The organism is Pseudomonas sp. Ga0074129 (assembly GCA_001465025.1).
GTDB lineage: Bacteria > Pseudomonadota > Gammaproteobacteria > Pseudomonadales > Pseudomonadaceae > Aquipseudomonas.
This window is the reverse complement of the sequence record LNDO01000094.1, coordinates 42,601-58,234: the sequence shown is the minus strand read 5'-3', so window position 1 is coordinate 58,234 and position 15,634 is coordinate 42,601. Positions and strand designations below refer to the sequence as shown.

General features: G+C 62.5%; 15 protein-coding genes. 8 read left to right on the top strand and 7 right to left on the bottom strand.

Annotation, left to right across the window (positions count from 1 at the left end):
- The first annotated feature begins 109 nt into the window (after nucleotides 1–109).
- A complete protein-coding gene (locus AUK77_RS14350; RefSeq protein ID WP_090250378.1) occupies nucleotides 110–451 on the top strand; it encodes a cupin domain-containing protein in 342 nt (113 codons plus the stop codon).
- A gap of 83 nt (nucleotides 452–534) precedes the next feature.
- On the opposite strand, the gene AUK77_RS14345 is transcribed toward AUK77_RS14350, so the two are convergent.
- Nucleotides 535–1,473, bottom strand: coding sequence for a class I SAM-dependent methyltransferase (locus AUK77_RS14345; protein ID WP_296130792.1), 939 nt, complete (start codon nucleotides 1,471–1,473; stop codon nucleotides 535–537).
- Nucleotides 1,474–1,627: 154 nt separating this feature from the next.
- Here AUK77_RS14345 and AUK77_RS14340 point away from each other — a divergent pair, with 154 nt between their 5' ends.
- From AUK77_RS14340 to AUK77_RS14320, 5 genes are all read left to right on the top strand, one after another.
- Nucleotides 1,628–2,230, top strand: coding sequence for a nitroreductase family protein (locus AUK77_RS14340; RefSeq protein WP_296130790.1), 603 nt, complete (start codon nucleotides 1,628–1,630; stop codon nucleotides 2,228–2,230).
- A gap of 167 nt (nucleotides 2,231–2,397) precedes the next feature.
- A complete protein-coding gene (locus AUK77_RS14335) occupies nucleotides 2,398–3,888 on the top strand; it encodes an NAD(P)/FAD-dependent oxidoreductase (protein ID WP_296130787.1) in 1,491 nt (496 codons plus the stop codon).
- 181 nt (nucleotides 3,889–4,069) lie between these two features.
- The gene (locus AUK77_RS14330) at nucleotides 4,070–4,240 is read left to right on the top strand and encodes a hypothetical protein (protein ID WP_296130785.1); all 171 of its coding nucleotides are present in this window, start codon (nucleotides 4,070–4,072) and stop codon (nucleotides 4,238–4,240) included.
- A 300-nt stretch (nucleotides 4,241–4,540) separates the two neighbouring features.
- Nucleotides 4,541–5,704, top strand: a complete 1,164-nt coding sequence (locus tag AUK77_RS14325) for an iron-containing alcohol dehydrogenase (RefSeq protein ID WP_296130781.1) — start codon at nucleotides 4,541–4,543, stop codon at nucleotides 5,702–5,704.
- 116 nt (nucleotides 5,705–5,820) lie between these two features.
- Nucleotides 5,821–6,264 (top strand): thioesterase family protein, encoded by a 444-nt coding sequence (locus AUK77_RS14320; protein ID WP_296130779.1) that lies wholly within the window; start codon nucleotides 5,821–5,823, stop codon nucleotides 6,262–6,264.
- A gap of 104 nt (nucleotides 6,265–6,368) precedes the next feature.
- On the opposite strand, the gene AUK77_RS14315 is transcribed toward AUK77_RS14320, so the two are convergent.
- The 5 genes from AUK77_RS14315 to yrfG all read right to left on the bottom strand — a co-directional run bounded on the left by AUK77_RS14315 (nucleotide 6,369) and on the right by yrfG (nucleotide 11,827).
- Nucleotides 6,369–6,803: a hypothetical protein gene (locus AUK77_RS14315; protein WP_296130776.1), complete on the bottom strand. Its 435-nt coding sequence runs from the start codon at nucleotides 6,801–6,803 to the stop codon at nucleotides 6,369–6,371.
- 144 nt (nucleotides 6,804–6,947) lie between these two features.
- A complete protein-coding gene (locus AUK77_RS14310; protein WP_296130775.1) occupies nucleotides 6,948–9,269 on the bottom strand; it encodes an FdhF/YdeP family oxidoreductase in 2,322 nt (773 codons plus the stop codon).
- Complete coding sequence (gene fdhD / locus AUK77_RS14305; RefSeq protein ID WP_296130772.1) at nucleotides 9,266–10,108, bottom strand: formate dehydrogenase accessory sulfurtransferase FdhD; 843 nt, start codon at nucleotides 10,106–10,108, stop codon at nucleotides 9,266–9,268. The genes AUK77_RS14310 and fdhD overlap by 4 nt, the downstream gene beginning before the upstream one ends.
- Nucleotides 10,109–10,229: 121 nt before the next feature.
- Nucleotides 10,230–11,123: a LysR family transcriptional regulator gene (locus tag AUK77_RS14300; protein ID WP_296130769.1), complete on the bottom strand. Its 894-nt coding sequence runs from the start codon at nucleotides 11,121–11,123 to the stop codon at nucleotides 10,230–10,232.
- Between the two features lie 41 nt (nucleotides 11,124–11,164).
- Complete coding sequence (gene yrfG, locus AUK77_RS14295; RefSeq protein ID WP_296130767.1) at nucleotides 11,165–11,827, bottom strand: GMP/IMP nucleotidase; 663 nt, start codon at nucleotides 11,825–11,827, stop codon at nucleotides 11,165–11,167.
- Nucleotides 11,828–11,960: 133 nt separating this feature from the next.
- Here yrfG and nudE point away from each other — a divergent pair, with 133 nt between their 5' ends.
- Together nudE and cysQ are read left to right on the top strand one after the other, a co-directional pair.
- Nucleotides 11,961–12,527, top strand: a complete 567-nt coding sequence (nudE, locus tag AUK77_RS14290) for an ADP compounds hydrolase NudE (RefSeq protein WP_296130764.1) — start codon at nucleotides 11,961–11,963, stop codon at nucleotides 12,525–12,527.
- The gene (cysQ, locus tag AUK77_RS14285) at nucleotides 12,524–13,345 is read left to right on the top strand and encodes a 3'(2'),5'-bisphosphate nucleotidase CysQ (RefSeq protein WP_296130763.1); all 822 of its coding nucleotides are present in this window, start codon (nucleotides 12,524–12,526) and stop codon (nucleotides 13,343–13,345) included. Before nudE ends, cysQ begins: the two co-directional genes overlap by 4 nt.
- Before the next feature lie 294 nt (nucleotides 13,346–13,639).
- Here cysQ and AUK77_RS14280 read toward each other — a convergent pair whose 3' ends face one another.
- The gene (locus AUK77_RS14280; protein ID WP_296130760.1) at nucleotides 13,640–15,571 is read right to left on the bottom strand and encodes a beta-ketoacyl synthase; all 1,932 of its coding nucleotides are present in this window, start codon (nucleotides 15,569–15,571) and stop codon (nucleotides 13,640–13,642) included.
- Nucleotides 15,572–15,634 lie beyond the last annotated feature (63 nt).

Genomic DNA, 15,634 nt, shown 5'->3' with positions numbered 1-15,634 from the left:
TGTGAACTGCCCGCGCTTCCAGGCAGTTGCAGGTCGACCTCAGGACAGTCAGGGACGGGCGTTGGTTCTAGGCTGACGCTTGTTCTTCTACTGACCTCAGGAGCCACCTATGTCCCCGATTACCGTTTTGCGTGATACCCAGCCGATTCCACTGCTGGATGCCTGCAAGTGGACGCGCATTGCCGGCGAGCCGCACACCGTCAACCTGAATGCCTACACCTCGGCAGATGGCAGCAAGATCATGGGCACCTGGATCTGCACGCCCGGTAAATGGCAGGTGGCCTATGAGAAATGGGAGTACTGCCACTTTCAGGAGGGGTACTGCATCATCACCCCGGAAGGGCAGGCACCGATTCATCTGCGCGCTGGCGATATCTTTATCGTCGAGCCGGGGATGAAGGGCACCTGGGAGGTGGTGGAAACCGTGCGCAAATACTTCGTGTTTGCCTGATTCGCTCAGCGCCTACGGGAGCGACCGTCAATGGCCTCCCGTGCGACTGGCACCATTTCATGCTTTAGGCCCGTGTGCGTTGATTAACCCTGCTGAAAGACCAGTGCTTTGAGTGCGCTGTCTGGCTGGCTGTCGGGGAATTCCGGCGGGTTGCTCAGGCGTTCGACAAAGCGCAGGCCCGGCGCTTCAGCGGTCATGGCCTGAATCAGGTAATCCGGGCCGATTTCCGGCTCGTTGCTACAGGCCAGCACCAGCCCGTTCGCGCTCAACAGTTCCGGCAGGCGACGCAGCACCTTGGGGTAATCCTTGCTCAGCACAAAGCTGCCGCGCTGGAAGGAGGGCGGGTCGATGATGATCAGGTCGTACGGCCCGTACTTGGCCACCTTGCCCCAGGACTTGAACAGGTCGTGGCCGAGAAACACCACCTGGCTCAGGTCGTGTTGATTCAGCCGATGGTTATCACGGCCCCGACTGAGGGCCGCTTTGGCCATGTCCAGATTGACCACCTGCTGCGCGCCGCCCGCCAAGGCCGCCACGGAAAAACCACAGGTGTAGGCGAACAGGTTAAGCACGCGCTTGCCCGCCGCCTGGGCCTGAACCCACTGGCGGCCGTGGCGCATGTCGAGGAACAGGCCGGTGTTCTGCTTTTTGCCCAGATCAAGGCGGTAGTGCAGGCCGTGTTCGCGGATGTCCCAGTGTTCCACTGGTTCGCCGATCAGCCATTGCGTGGGGCTTTCGGGCAGGTAGCGTTGCTGCAGCAAGAGGCTGTGTGCGCCGCTCTGTTGCCAGGCATTGGATTGGCTAAGGTCGCGCAGCATCTGTTGCAGTGCGGCCAGTTCGGCATCGCTCACCGGCTTGAACAGTGCCACCAGCAGCACGCCTTGCAGCCAGTCCACGGTGATCTGCTCCAGCCCCGGCCAGCAGCGGCCCCGGCCGTGGAACAGGCGACGGGTTTCGGCTGGCGCGGTTGTCAGCGCATCGAGCAGATGCTGGTGCAGGGTGGCGAGGGCGCTGGGGGTCATAGGGAGTCGTTGAGTCTGAATGCGGGCGCAAATGTTATCAGGCGTCACGTTGCTATCGTCTGTCTTGATAACTGTTATCGGTAATCGTGTTTGGTTTTGCCTCGCGCGCGCGCCTAGGATTGCAGCCACTATCACCAGCATTGAGGCAAGCACCATGCACATCGACGAAGCCATCCGCAGCCGCCGCGCCGTCAAAGGTTATGACCCGGCCTTTACCCTGAGCGAAGCCGAGAAAGACGAACTGCTGCAATTGGCCCTGTTTGCGCCGTCGGCCTTTAACTTGCAGCACGTGCGCCTTGTCGAGGTCAGCGATCCGGCTCTGCGTCAGCAACTGCGTGAAGTGGCGTGGGGCCAAGCGCAAGTGACAGACGCCTCAATGCTGGTGGTGGTCTGTGCGCAGATCGACAGCTGGGAGCAGAATGTCGGCCGCGTCTGGGAAGGTGCGCCGCAAGAAGTTCAGGCGTACATGGCGGGTGCCATCGACACCTACTACCGCGACAAATCGCAGGTGCAGCGCGACGAAACCATGCGCAGCTGTGGCCTGATGGCGCAGACCCTGATGCTCGCCGCCCGTGGCAAAGGGCTGGATTCCTGCCCGATGGACGGTTTTGACTTTGATGCGGTGGCCAAGCTGATCAACCTGCCAGACAACCACGTCATCGCGTTGATGGTCGCGGTGGGCAAGAAGACCCTCGAACCCAAGCCGCGCATCGGTAAGCTGCCGTTCAACGAAGTGGTGCTGCGTAACCGTTTCTAACGGACCGCTAAGCGGTTTGGTCAATGCCGCGACGCTGTGTGTGTCATTGCGGGGGCGATGACACCACAAAGGTTGGATGACAAACGCACGCATGCGGGTGAATCTGGTGGCACGAACGGGCCGAGGTTATTCGGCTCGTTACAACCCATGCCGCCGGAGTAGCCCCCATGCCTGCCGAACATCTGGATGTGTTGATCATTGGTGCCGGGTTGTCCGGCGTCGGTGCGGCGTATCACCTGATGAAGCATTGCCCCGGCAAACGCTTCGCCATCCTCGAAGGCCGCGCGGCATTGGGCGGCACCTGGGACCTGTTCCGCTACCCGGGCATCCGTTCCGACTCGGACATGTTCACCCTCGGCTACAACTTCAAACCCTGGACCAACCCGCTGGCGATTGCCGACGGCCCGTCGATCCGCCGTTACATCGCTGAAACGGCGGAAGAAAACGGCATTCAGGACAAAATCCGCTTCCAGCACAAGGTGCTCAAGGCCGACTGGTGCAGCGAGCGCGCCACGTGGACCCTGCAGGTGCAACGCGGCGAAGACGCCGAGCCGATCCAGCTGAGCTGTCAGCACCTGCTGATGTGCACCGGCTATTACCGCTACGAGGCCGGCTACACCCCGGAATTCAAAGGCCGCGAGCAGTTCCAGGGCGACTTTATCCACCCGCAGCTGTGGCCGGAACACTTCGATTACAGCGGCAAAAACGTGGTGGTGATCGGCAGCGGCGCCACCGCCGTGACACTGGTGCCGGCCATGACTGACAAAGCCAAGCACGTGACCATGTTGCAACGCTCGCCGACCTACGTAGTAAGCCTGCCGCAGGGCGATCCGATTTCCGCCTTCTTGCGCCGTTTTCTGCCGGAAACCTGGGTCTACCGCTTGGCCCGCACGCGCAATGTGGCGATGCAACTGGGCTTTTACAAACTCTCGAAAACCCTGCCGAATCTGGTGCGCAAGGTGTTGCTGAGCCTGACCAAGCGCCAACTCGGCGCGGGTTACGACATGCGCCATTTCACCCCGCGCTACCAGCCTTGGGACGAACGCGTATGCGCCGTGCCCGATGGCGACTTGTTCAAGGTGCTGCGTGAAGGCAAGGCATCGGTGGTGACAGCTGCTATCGATGGCTTAACCGCCAAGGGCATTCGCCTGAAATCGGGTGAAGAGTTGCCGGCCGATGTCATCGTCAGCGCCACTGGGCTGGAACTGCAGCTGTTTGGCGGCATGCAGGTGGCGGTGGATGGCGTGCCTTTCGATGCGGCCAAGAGCATGGGCTATCGCGGCATCATGCTGCGCGACTTACCCAACGCCGCCGTGGTGTTGGGTTATACCAACGCCAGTTGGACGCTCAAGGCGGACCTGTCCAGCGAGTACTTCTGCCGCCTGATCAACCACATGGACGCCAGCGGTATGCGCCAGTGCACGCCACGTGATGCCTTGCGCAAGGTTAAACAAGCGCCTTTTCTGGATCTGGCCTCCGGCTATATCCAGCGTGCCGCTGACAAAATCCCCAGCCAGGGTGATCGCGCACCGTGGAAGCTCTACCAGAACTACCTGCTGGACTTGCTGCTGCTGCGTTATGGCCGGGTGGTGGACGGTTATCTGGAGTTCAGCTCACCGCAGGTCGGCTCAGCACCTGCAGCGGCCGAGGCGGTCTAAGATCAAGATGAATGTAAGCCAAACGCCATAGAAACCCGGTGCGGCAGGCCTACAAGGGTGTGGCCCTTTGCCGCTTCCTCAGTGGGCATCTGGCCACTATGCTCTGTGACAGTTATCACGGATGAATGCGTCAAACGACAAAAGCAGTTGTCGCAGAGGAGTCCTCAAGAGGATGCGCAGAATGGAAGCCCTTCAGAAAGAACAGCGTTACCTGCCCGAATTACGGGCGCACATCGACAAGCTGCTGACCAAAGGCTGGATTATTGCCGGCCGCAACCCGCTGACGTTGCAGTCGGGTCGCAAGACCTACAGAGTCATGCACGGCATGCTCATTGGTGACGCAGCGTTCTAAGTCCCGCCCCTCGTTTTCCCAAGCCGCTGCTGGTCAATGCGATCAGCGGCGGTTTTTTTGTTGCTGCGTTTTGTTGGGTGATAGCCGGGCAGCACGCAAGCCAGATCTGCATCGTCATTGGCCTACCTGTCGATTTTTCCGTCACGTGAGGCGTTTCGCGCGTTACCGTCCGTCAGCCATGCTCGGCATATTCAGCGGTTGAATGCGGCTTATCGCCGGGGCTCATTTGCCAAATAGTAGTGGCGTGTCCCGGTGATTCAGCCGGTACTGTGCCCGTAGCTGTCACATGAGGACGACGCCATGCAGCCTTTCAGCTTTGCCACCACGGCGCAGATGCTCTGCGAAATCGGTGCATCCCGGCGTCTGGCCGACTTGTGCCGCGAGCGCGGTGCGCAGCGGGTGCTGATCGTCACCGATCCGGGCATCAGTAAGCTCGGCTTGCTGGCGGATGTGTTGCCAGGCTTTACCCGCGCCGAACTGATGGTCGAGGTGTTCGATCAGGTGGTCGCCGACCCGCCCGAGGCGATTTTGCTGGCAGCGGTTGCGCAGGCTCGTGCGCTTAACGCGCAGCTGATTGTCGGTTTTGGCGGCGGCAGCTCGATGGATGTGGCCAAGCTGGTGGCATTGCTTGCCCATCCCAACTGTTGCCAGGAGCTGGCGCAGATTTACGGCGTTGGCAATGCCCGAGGCCAGCGCTTGCCGCTGATTCTGGTGCCGACCACCGCCGGCACCGGTTCGGAAGTCACGCAGATTTCCATCATCACCACCGGTGAAACCAGCAAAATGGGCGTGGTTTCGCCGCTGCTGCTGCCGGATCTGGCTCTGCTGGATGCCGAACTGACCCTTGGCCTGCCGCCCGCCGTGACCGCCGCTACCGGCATCGATGCCATGGTGCACGCCATCGAGGCCTACACCAGCGTGCTGAAAAAGAACCCGCTGTCCGACCTGCTGGCCCGCGAAGCGCTGCGCCTGCTGGCGGCCAATCTGGATGAAGTGGTGCACAACGGCTGCAACCGCGAGGCGCGTCAGGCCATGTTGCTGGGCTCATGCCTGGCCGGTCAGGCGTTTGCCAACGCACCCGTGGCAGCTGTGCATGCGCTGGCCTACCCGCTGGGCGGGCATTTTCATATTCCCCACGGCCTGAGTAATGCCTTGGTGCTGCCGCATGTGTTGGCTTTCAATGCCAGCGTGGCTGCGCCGCTGTATGCCGAACTGGCTCCGCTGGTGCTGGGCGATCAGCTGCGTGCGGGCAGCGTGTTGCAGCAGACTGAGCAGTTGATCGGCGCACTGGCCGATTTCAGCCTGCGCAGTGGCCTGCCGACGCGCTTGCGTGATGCCGGCGTACCGCAGGACATGCTGCCGACGCTGGCCCGCGACGCCATGCAGCAACAGCGCTTGCTGGTGAATAACCCGCGCGAAGTGAACGAAGCCCATGCGCTGGCCATCTACCAAGTAGCTTACTAGGCTGTTTCGCGGCTAAAGCCCCTCCCACGGGGCACCGCGCGCCTGTGGGAGTGGCTGGGCGGCACCCCGTTTTAGCCGCGACGTTTGTGTTTCCCTGCACATTACAAGGATTCCCCATGAACCAACCCCAGCACCTGCGCAGCGATTACCGACACTTCCAGCCGCTCACCACGCGCTGGCATGACAACGACGTCTACGGCCACGTCAACAATGTCACCTACTACAGCTTCTTCGACAGCGCGGTGAACACCTACCTGATTGAGGTCGGCGGCCTGGATATCCATCACGGCAATGTGGTGGGCTTTGTGGTCAGCTCCAGCTGCGATTACTTCGCTTCCATCGCCTTTCCCGAACGCATCGAAATCGGCCTGCGCGTCGGCAAGCTGGGCAACAGTTCGGTGCAGTACGAACTGGCGGTGTTCAAGGCCGATGAAGACGAAGCCTGCGCGGCCGGACGTTTTGTGCATGTCTTCGTTGACCGCAGCAGCAACCGCCCGATGAGCATTCCCGAGAACCTGCGGGCGGCGCTGACGGTGCTACTGATGGAACCGGCTGCGTAGCGGCGTTTGAGCTGTGCGCCGCCAGGCTGGCGTCGCGGCTAAGGTGCTTACCACATACACAAAAAGCCGCTGTTAGGCGGCTTTTTGTTGTCAGCACTCGGCACTTAGTGATGTTTGTGCTTTTTATGCTTTTTATGCTTCTTGTGTTTCTTGCCGTTGGAGTAGCCGCGATCACGTTCGCTGCCGCCGGCGTATTCATTAGCCAATGCGCCACCGGCTGCGCCGCCCAGGCCGGCGCCGATCGTTGAACCGGTGCTGCCGCCGACCTTGTTACCCAGTACCGAGCCACCGGCTGCGCCCAGGCCGCCGCCCAATGCGGCTTCAGTCTTGTTACCGTCGCGTGCGGTAATGACGCCACCTGCAGCGCCACCCAGGCCTGCACCAATCGCCGCGCCGGTGCTGCCACCGACTTGTTGACCGATTACGTTGCCCAGGGCGCCACCAATACCGCCGCCGATGGCGACCTTGCCGGTATCGCCCGCCAGGGCCAGGGGCGAAGCCAGGGCGCTGAATACCAGCGCTGAAAATAATGTACGCATGCGGCAGACCTTCTCGATTGAACAGGGTGCGGACCTAGGCCTTTGTTTTTAAAGGATGATTTATCCGCGCACAGCATTAGAGGGCGTTTAGCCGAAAAATTCCCTGCTGCGGTTCGCCGGTGTGATCGCCGCCACACATTCGCATCAAAGGATGCGTGTTTCGGCCTGATGCGCCTGCAGGCGAATCGCCACGTACTTCGAGGTTGGGGTAAAGCTGCCCGCGCCAAAACTCTGCAGCGGCACCAGCGGGTTGGCCTCCGGGTAGTAGGCCGCCGCTTGGCCAGCGGGAATGTCGAAGGCCAGCAGGGTAAAGCCAGCAACCTTGCGCTCGATGCCGTCATCCCAGATCGACTGGATATCGACCTGCTGTCCCGGCAGAAAGCCCAAGCGCAGGATGTCGGCTTCGTTGACGAATAGCACCTGACGCTGGCCCTTGACCCCACGGTAACGGTCATCCAGGCCATAAATGGTGGTGTTGTACTGATCGTGGGAACGCAGCGTCTGCAGGATCAGATCCGGCGTTTGCCCGCTGCTGCGCACTTGCGGCGGCAGCAGATCGGCGGGCAGCGGGTTGGCTTTGAAGTTGGCCTTGTGGCTGGCGGTCAGCCAGCGGCGCTCGGCGGCGGGGTTGCCCAGGTAGAAGCCACCGGGGTGTTGCAGGCGCTGGTTGAAGTCGTTGAAGCCAGGAATGGTGTCCGCAATCAGCTCGCGGATGCGCCGGTAATCGGCAATCAGTGCGTCCCAGTCGACCGGATGATTGCCCAGCGTGGCCTTGGCGATACCGGCAATGATCGCCGGCTCCGAACGCATCTGCGCCGACAGCGGTTCGAGCTGGCCGTAGGAGGCGTGGATCATGCTGAACGAGTCTTCCACGGTTACCGCCTGCGGGCCGCCGGCCTGCTGGTCGATATCGGTGCGCCCGAGGCACGGCAGAATCAGCGCGTCGGCTCCGATGGTCAGATGGCTGCGGTTGAGCTTGGTGCTGATCTGCACCGTCAGCGCGCAGCGACTCAGGGCGGCATGGCTGCGCGGGCTGTCCGGGGTGGCCTGGGCAAAGTTGCCGCCCAAACCGATAAACACCTTGGCCTGACCGTCGAGCATGGCGTTGATCGCCTCGACGGTGTTGTGGCCCTGCGCGCGCGGCACCTGGAAGTTAAAGCGTTGCTCCAGCGCATCGAGAAAGGCCGCCGATGGGCGCTCATTGATGCCCATGGTGCGGTCGCCCTGCACGTTGCTGTGGCCGCGCACCGGGCACAGGCCGGCGCCGGGGCGGCCGAGGTTGCCGCGCAGCAGTTGCAGGTTGACGATTTCCTGAATGGTCGCCACCGAGTTGTGGTGCTGGGTGATGCCCATGGCCCAGCAGATAATCACCCGCTCGGCACGGCGGTAGAGCAGGGCGGCATGCTTCAGTTCGTCCAGACTCAGGCCGGATTGCTCGACCAGCGAATCCCAACTGCTGGTATCCAAGAGCGCTAAGTAGTCGTCCACGCCGTGGGTGTGTTCCGCGATAAAGGCCAGGTCGAACACCGCTGGTTCGCCCTGGGCCAGCGCTTCGCGGTGCCATTGCAGGAGGAACTTGGCCATGCCGCGCAGGGCGGCTAGATCGCCGCCCAAGGCCGGGCGGAAGAACGCGGTGTTCAGTGGCTCGGAGCCGTTGCTGAGCATCTCCAGCGCATGTTGCGGATGCTGAAAACGCTCCAGGCCGCGCTCTTTTAGCGGGTTGAAGCACACCACCTGCGCGCCACGTTGGACCGCCTCGCGCAGCGGTTCAAGCATACGTGGGTGGTTGGTGCCGGGGTTCTGCCCGAGCACGAAGATCGCATCGCTGTGCTCAAAATCGGCGAAGGTCACGCTGCCTTTGCCGACGCCCACGCTCTGCCCGAGGGCCACGCCGCTGGCTTCGTGGCACATGTTTGAACAGTCGGGAAAGTTGTTGCTGCCAAAGGCGCGGACGAACAGCTGATACAGGTAGGCCGCTTCGTTGCTGGCGCGACCGGAGGTGTAGAACTCGGCCTGGTTGGGGCTTTTCAGCGCCCTCAGATGTTCGGCGATCAGGGCAAAGGCGGCGTCCCAGCTGATCGGTTGGTAATGATCGCTGGCGGGGTCATAGCGCATCGGCTCGGTCAGGCGGCCCTGGTATTCCAGCCAGTAATCGCTTTGCTCACGCAGTTGGCTGACGCTGTAACGGGCGAAGAAGGTGGCGTCCACCCGGCGTTTGGTGGCCTCCCAGTTGACCGCTTTGGCGCCGTTCTCGCAGAACTTGATATGGCCGTCTTCCGGTGAATCACCCCAGGCGCAGCCGGGGCAGTCGAAGCCGCCGTGCTGGTTGGTTTTGAGCAGGGCGCGCAGGTTTTTGAACGGCTGCTTACTGTCCAGCCAGAAGTGCGTCACGCTGCGCAGCGCGCCCCAACCGGCGGCTGCGCCGGTGTAGGGTTGATAGCGTGGCTTGATCGGTTGCAGGCTCATGGCTGGGCGACTCCGGGTGCGGCCGGGCTGTAGACCCGTGGCGCGCTGTGCTGGGGCAGGTGAATCAGGTTGAGGTTGTGCTGTCGCGCCCACTGCACGCTGAGGGTGGTCGGCGCGGACAGGCTGACCAGAGTGCCGATACCGGCGCGCAGGGCCTTGTGGATAAGCTCCAGGCTGCAACGGCTGGTGACCACGGCAAAGCCCTCGCGCGGGTTTTCCCCTTCGCGGTGCAGGGCACCGAGCAGCTTGTCGAGGGCGTTATGCCGGCCGATGTCTTCGCGGCAGAGCTGGATGGCCCCATTTGTATCCACAAACAGCGCGGCGTGTACCGCACCGCTGTGCCTGGCCATGGTTTGCACGGCCTGAATCCGCGTGCGCAAACCTTGCAGATGGGCGGCTGCAGGTAGCGGACTGGGCGTGAGGCTTTGCAATTGCGGCAGCGCTTGTTCCAGCGCCTCCACCCCGCACAGGCCGCAGCCGCTGTTGCCGGCCAAGGTGCGGCGTTGCTGCTTGAGCGCCCAGAACGCGCGGTTGCTGACCTGCACCTCGGCGCTGATGGCGCTGGCATGTGGCGTGAGGCGAATATCGTAGACCTCATCGAAGCTGTCGATCAGGCCGGCGCTCAGGCTGAAACCGTAGATAAAGTCTTCAAGGTCGCTGGGCGAAACCATCATCACGCTGTGGCTGATGCCGTTGTAGCTGATCGCCAGCGCCGTTTCGCTGGCCAGCGCGGCAGCACCATCCTGCTTTGCGTCCGCCAGTTCGATGTAACTGTAAGTGGGCGCTGGCAGCAGGATCGGCGCGGTATTTGTGGTGATGGTCGGGGAGTGACGTGGCATGAGCAGGCTTCCCGGCAGCGAGGCAATAGCGCCAGCCTAGGCCGCTCTAACGGGGGGCGTCTAATCGCTGTTGCCGATCTAGTGATCGACAGCATCTATCAAGGCTTCAAGCTTGGGCCTTTCAGCCTGTCGCGTCTGCTAAAAATTTCTGCGCTTCGGCAAAGCAGGCCTCGGCCAGGGCCGAGCGCGGCTCGCTGCGGCGCAGGATCAGGCCCAGCGGGGCGAGGGTGTGGGCATCCTCAATCGGCGTGAGCGCCAAGTGCTCGGTGAACTCGGCCAGGCCGCTGTTGAGCGGCATGATTGCGCAACACAGCCCGGCGCTGACCGCTTGCAGCAGTTGATGCACTGCATCGGTTTCCAGCCGTGGGCTGGGCGTCAGGCCACGGGAGCGAAAGCTATGGTCGATCGATTGGCGAAAATGCATACCGGCCGAGAGCAGGCCCAGCGGCAGGTCGATCAGGCTTTCCCAGCGCAGGGCCGGGTCGGTGAACTGAAAATGTCGACGGTCATGCAGCAGGCCCATGCGCGTTTCCGCCAGCTCCAGGCTGTCGAAATGATCCGGGTTGAGGCGGTCGAGATACGACAGGCCGAGGTCGAGCTGATTGCGCCCGAGGCGTTCGAGTATTTCCTCGCTGCTCAGGGCAAACAACTGAAAGCGCAGCCCGGCATGCTGCTCAGCGAAAAACTGCACCAGGCGCATGGGATCGAAACCGGCCAGTGGCACCACGCCCAAACGCAAGGTGCCGACCAGCTGGCCACGGCAGGCCGCTGCTTCGGCATACAGGCCATCGTGCGCGGCCATCAGGCTGCGCGCCCAGGCCAGAATGCGCTCACCCTCGGCACTGAACCCTTCGAAACGTTGGCCACGGCGCACCAGCTCCAGCCCCAGCTCGTCTTCCAGCTGACGCAGGCGCATCGACAGGGTGGGTTGGGTGATATGGCAACGCGCGGCGGCCTGGCCGAAGTGGCGGGTTTCATCCAGAGCGATGAGGAACTTCAGCTGTTTGATATCCATGATGCATCCTCAACGTCCTGGGGCGGCCAACGGGTGTGAGGTTAAAGCCCTTGCACCAGTGCGCGGTAGTCCTCGACGGCTGCAAATTCCTCGGTGTCTTTCGGCCCCGCTTGGCTATCCGGTTGGCGCACGGCGAGCAGGTGGCCGACGCCAAAATGTCCGGCACTGCGCAGGATTGGCAGGCTGTCATCGATAAACAAACTGCGCGCAGGTGTGAAGCTGATGTCCTGCTGCAGGGCGTGCCAGAACTGCTGGTCTTCCTTGGGGAAGCCATAGTCGTGGGAGCTGATCAGCCGGTCGAAGTAGGGCGCCAGCTCGATGCGTTCCAGCTTCAGCGACAGCGAATCGCGGTGCGCGTTGGTGATCATGACCACCTGCTTGCCGGCCTGGCGCAGCGCCTGGATAAAGGTGTCGGCGTCCGGGCGCAGGGCGATCAGGTGCGCGACTTCGCGCTTGAGGTCGCGGATCGACAGGTTCAACTCGCGGCTCCAGAAATCCGTGCAGTACCAGTTGAGCGTGCCGGCGTGCTCGCGAAACAACGGCAGCAGTTCGGCTTCGGCCAGCGCGCGGCTGACGCCGTGGTGCTCGGCGTAGCGCTGCGGCAGGTGTTGCAACCAGAAATGGTTGTCGAAGTGCAGGTCGAGCAAGGTGCCGTCCATATCCAGCAGGACGGTGTCGATGGCGTTCCAGGGCAAGGCAGGCATGCGCAGTTCTTCTGGTAGATGCGCAGGCGGTCGCGATTTGCGCCGCAGGCGTCGTGATCGCGCAATCTCCTACGCAGATAATAGGAAAAGCCGCGCTATGATAACCCGCTATGTCCTGCCCAGGAGCCGCCCCATGCGTCAGAAACCCACCGTACTCGCTCGCGAAATTGTCGCCAGCAGCCGCTTGTTCCGCGTTGAGGAGCTGCAACTGCGCTTCAGCAACGGCGTGGAGCGCACCTACGAGCGGCTGGTGGGCAAGGGTTCCGGCTATGGCGCGGTGATGGTGGTGGCGATGGTCGATGCCGAGCACGCGCTGCTGGTCGAGGAATATTGCGGCGGCACCGATGACTACCAGTTGTCCCTGCCCAAAGGGCTGATCGAACCGGGCGAGGACGTGCTGGACGCGGCTAACCGCGAGCTTAAGGAAGAAGCCGGCTTTGGCGCGCATAAGCTTGAGCTGCTGACCGAGCTGAGCCTGTCGCCGGGTTATATGAGCCAGAAGATTCAGGTGGTGCTGGCCTCGGATCTCTACGAAGAACGCCTGCCCGGCGATGAGCCGGAGCCGATGCGCGTCGACCAAACCAGCCTGCGCGAGCTGTCGAGCCTGATCCAACACCCGCAATTTACCGAAGGTCGCGCCCTGGCCGCGCTGTACCTGGCCCGCGATGTACTGACTCAGCGTGGGGTCTTTAAGCCATGAGCCATCCGCTGATCCCTGCTGTGATTGAACTGGTGCGCCAGGCTGGCGCGTCGACATTGCCGCATTGGCGCGCCGATGTGACGGTGAATGAAAAAGCCGACGCCTCGCCGGTCACGGCTGCCGATATGGCCGCGCACCATATTCTGAATGACGGCCTGCTGGCCTTAGCGGCTGATATTCCGGTGTTGTCCGAAGAAGCGGCCGATATTGCACTGAGCACTCGTGCGCAGTGGAGCCGTTGGTGGCTGGTTGACCCGCTGGATGGCACCAAGGAATTTATCGCCGGCTCCGAAGAGTTCACCGTCAACGTCGCGTTGATCGAACAGGGCCGCGTGGTGTTTGGCGTGGTCGGCATTCCGGCCACCGGTCAGTGTTATTACGGCGGTGCCGGTCTTGGTGCTTGGCGCGCGGATGCGGCGGGCAAGGCTGAGCCGATTCGTGTGCGTCTGGCCCCGCAGGAGGCCTTTACTCTGGTGGCCAGCCGCCGTCATTCCAGCCCGGCGCAGGAAGCGTTGTTGACCGGGTTGAGCGAGCGTTTTGGTGATCTGCAACTGGCCAATGTCGGCAGCTCGCTAAAGTTCTGCCAGCTGGCCGAAGGCAATGCCGATTGCTACCCGCGTCTGGCCCCCACCTCGCAGTGGGACACCGCTGCAGCGCAGGGCGTGCTGGAAGGGGCGGGCGGCGAGGTGCTGACGCTCAAGGGCGAGGCGCTGACCTATGAAGCGCGTGAGTCGTTGCTCAATCCGTATTTTCTGGCGCTGCCTGCGGCCGCTGCCTGGCGCGCCGAACTGATCCAACTGGCCCGCGCGTTGGATTGAGTGCTGAGCCTGCTGTGACCTGGCTGGCCCCGTCGCGGCTAAAGCCCCTCCCACAGACCGCCGCGCCAGCCGTTGGTAGGCGCTGTAGGTTGGTGTTGAGCGCAGCGAAGCCCAACGGTGATTGCTGCAACTGCAGTAGCCCGGATGGAGTCTGGGGATAAGGTCAAGGCAGCCCCGGATTGCATCCGGGCTACGTCGCGGCGAATTGCGGCGTCACCTCGTGGGAGGCGCTTTAGCGGCGAAGGCCGAACCGAGTTGGATGGATGTCGTTGCCTATATCCACCCGCCGCTCACTCAGTCGAGCATATCGCTGTAACGCTCATCCTTCTTGAACATCAGCGGCTGGGCGAAGCCCGGTACGCTGATCTGCTCGGCGCTGATCTCGATTTGCTGATCGTCGATCATGTCTTGGCCGAAGTTGTAGATGATCCCCAACTCACCGAGCAGCGCTTGCGCGTCATACGCCTGAGCGGCGTTGCGCGTGGCTTCGCGGCGCTGCAGGTAGGCGGCAAAGGCCGTTTCGCCATGGCGTTTGCGCAGCATGCGTTCGGCCACGTGCGGGGCGAGCAGCAGGGCGCTGGCGTTGTTGCCACCAAAGCCCTTGGAGTTGATCACGCACAGGTCCAGTCGCTCGGGCGCGCGGGTGCGATCAGTGGTGGCAAAGCTCAGGTGTTGCTGGTGCACGTCGTCGGCCACCGCGTCGATGGTCTTCAGCCCCGGAATAATCCCGTACTTGAAGCTGCCCAGGGCCGAGATCAGCTGATCACCGCTGGCGCTGGCCAATGAGTGGCCGACAAAGGCTTTCACGGCCGTCACTGGCCACTGCTCAATGGCGAAGGCTGCCGCCACGCGGTCGAGGATTTCCGATTCGGTCACCCGGTTGGCCGGGGTGCTGGAGCCGTGGGCATGGACGAAGCTGCGTTCGCGCACTGCATCAATGCCCAGCAGTTGCACGGCGCTGGCCACGGCTTTGGCCACGGTCAGGTAGTTGCCGGGGCCGGGGGCGGAAATGGATTTTTTGAAACCGTCGGCGTTGATAAATACATCCGGCACCGCGCCGTGGATGTCTGCGCCCAGCTCCAGCGCCAGTTCGTCATCCATCAGCACCACGAACTGGCAGGCCTCGGCCAGAGTGAAGCCACAGTTCTGACCAAATGGGCGGCTGGCGCGGCGCCAGTCTACCTCGCTGTCGCTCTGGGCCACGGCCTCGTTGCCTTCGATCTGGCGCAGGCCGTCTTCGGTGGCCAGCGCGCCCATGGCGCCGTAACCCTCGATGCACTCCTGCGTGATCGGCGCTTCGCTATTGCCGACTATTACTACCCGCGCTTTGCCGGCACCGATCAGCTCGATGCCTTTCTGCAGGTTATAGAGGAAGGTGGCGCACGCGCCGGTGACGCTGCCGGTGGTGCCGACGCTGCCCAACACATAGGCGTTGATAAAATCCGCCGGCATGGTGTTGAGGCCCAGGGCCAGCTGCTTGGCAGTGACGCGGCCGCCCTTGAGGCGCGACTGCATCAGACCGCCGAAGCCGTTTTCATCGAGCTGGCTCATCACGCTGCCGGCGAACACCGCCACCTCATCCGGGGCCACGTGCTGCATGATGGTTTGCCAGTCGATACCGGTGGCGCGCAGGGCATCGGTGACGCCGACGATGGTCATGGCCAGGCCGCGCGGGTGGAAGCGCGCGTTGTACAACTCGCTGGGCTCGAAACCGGTGGGCAGTTGGCCAGCGGATTTCACTGGCAGGGCGCGGTAGCTGTCGACCTTGAATTCGCAGTTGTCGTGCAGGGTCACCAGCACTTCGCTGGCGTTCAGTTCGTCCACCGTCCAGTCGCTCGGCAGCGGCTCGGGCAGGTGTTTGCGCAGGGTGATAAAGCTCAGCGGCTGACCGGCGGTGGCACTGATGTCGATGGTTTTTTGCCAGTGCGCAGCATCGACGTCGAGGTGTTGTTTTTCGATGCGGCGCACCAGGGTCGACGCGAGAATCTGCTCGGCGAAGCGGGCGTCGATCTCGGCCAGGCTCAGGCGCTGGCCGGTGTCATCCTGATAGTCGCCCTCGACTACACGCACCAGCTTCATCATCACGGCGAGGCCGGCGAGGGTCTGCTGGCGCGCCGGCGTGTCCATGGACTCGATCACCGTGCGGCGGAAACCGTGATGGAAAGAGCTGCGTCCAGCCGCGTTGTAGCCACCAAAACCAACGATCACAGGTAAACGTGAAGTCACTCGATAACTCCTTGAAAAGATAACGTCAGACAAACCGAGATAAGGCTGCGAAGGCTTGTCATT

Bases quoted from the DNA above. Each gene is read 5' to 3' on its own strand.
- AUK77_RS14350 (WP_090250378.1), top strand. From the start codon at position 110: ATGTCCCCGATTACCGTTTTGCGTGATACCCAGCCGATTCCACTGCTG.
- AUK77_RS14345 (WP_296130792.1), bottom strand. From the start codon at position 1,473: ATGACCCCCAGCGCCCTCGCCACCCTGCACCAGCATCTGCTCGATGCG.
- AUK77_RS14340 (WP_296130790.1), top strand. From the start codon at position 1,628: ATGCACATCGACGAAGCCATCCGCAGCCGCCGCGCCGTCAAAGGTTAT.
- AUK77_RS14335 (WP_296130787.1), top strand. From the start codon at position 2,398: ATGCCTGCCGAACATCTGGATGTGTTGATCATTGGTGCCGGGTTGTCC.
- AUK77_RS14330 (WP_296130785.1), top strand. From the start codon at position 4,070: ATGGAAGCCCTTCAGAAAGAACAGCGTTACCTGCCCGAATTACGGGCG.
- AUK77_RS14325 (WP_296130781.1), top strand. From the start codon at position 4,541: ATGCAGCCTTTCAGCTTTGCCACCACGGCGCAGATGCTCTGCGAAATC.
- AUK77_RS14320 (WP_296130779.1), top strand. From the start codon at position 5,821: ATGAACCAACCCCAGCACCTGCGCAGCGATTACCGACACTTCCAGCCG.
- AUK77_RS14315 (WP_296130776.1), bottom strand. From the start codon at position 6,803: ATGCGTACATTATTTTCAGCGCTGGTATTCAGCGCCCTGGCTTCGCCC.
- AUK77_RS14310 (WP_296130775.1), bottom strand. From the start codon at position 9,269: ATGAGCCTGCAACCGATCAAGCCACGCTATCAACCCTACACCGGCGCA.
- fdhD (WP_296130772.1), bottom strand. From the start codon at position 10,108: ATGCCACGTCACTCCCCGACCATCACCACAAATACCGCGCCGATCCTG.
- AUK77_RS14300 (WP_296130769.1), bottom strand. From the start codon at position 11,123: ATGGATATCAAACAGCTGAAGTTCCTCATCGCTCTGGATGAAACCCGC.
- yrfG (WP_296130767.1), bottom strand. From the start codon at position 11,827: ATGCCTGCCTTGCCCTGGAACGCCATCGACACCGTCCTGCTGGATATG.
- nudE (WP_296130764.1), top strand. From the start codon at position 11,961: ATGCGTCAGAAACCCACCGTACTCGCTCGCGAAATTGTCGCCAGCAGC.
- cysQ (WP_296130763.1), top strand. From the start codon at position 12,524: ATGAGCCATCCGCTGATCCCTGCTGTGATTGAACTGGTGCGCCAGGCT.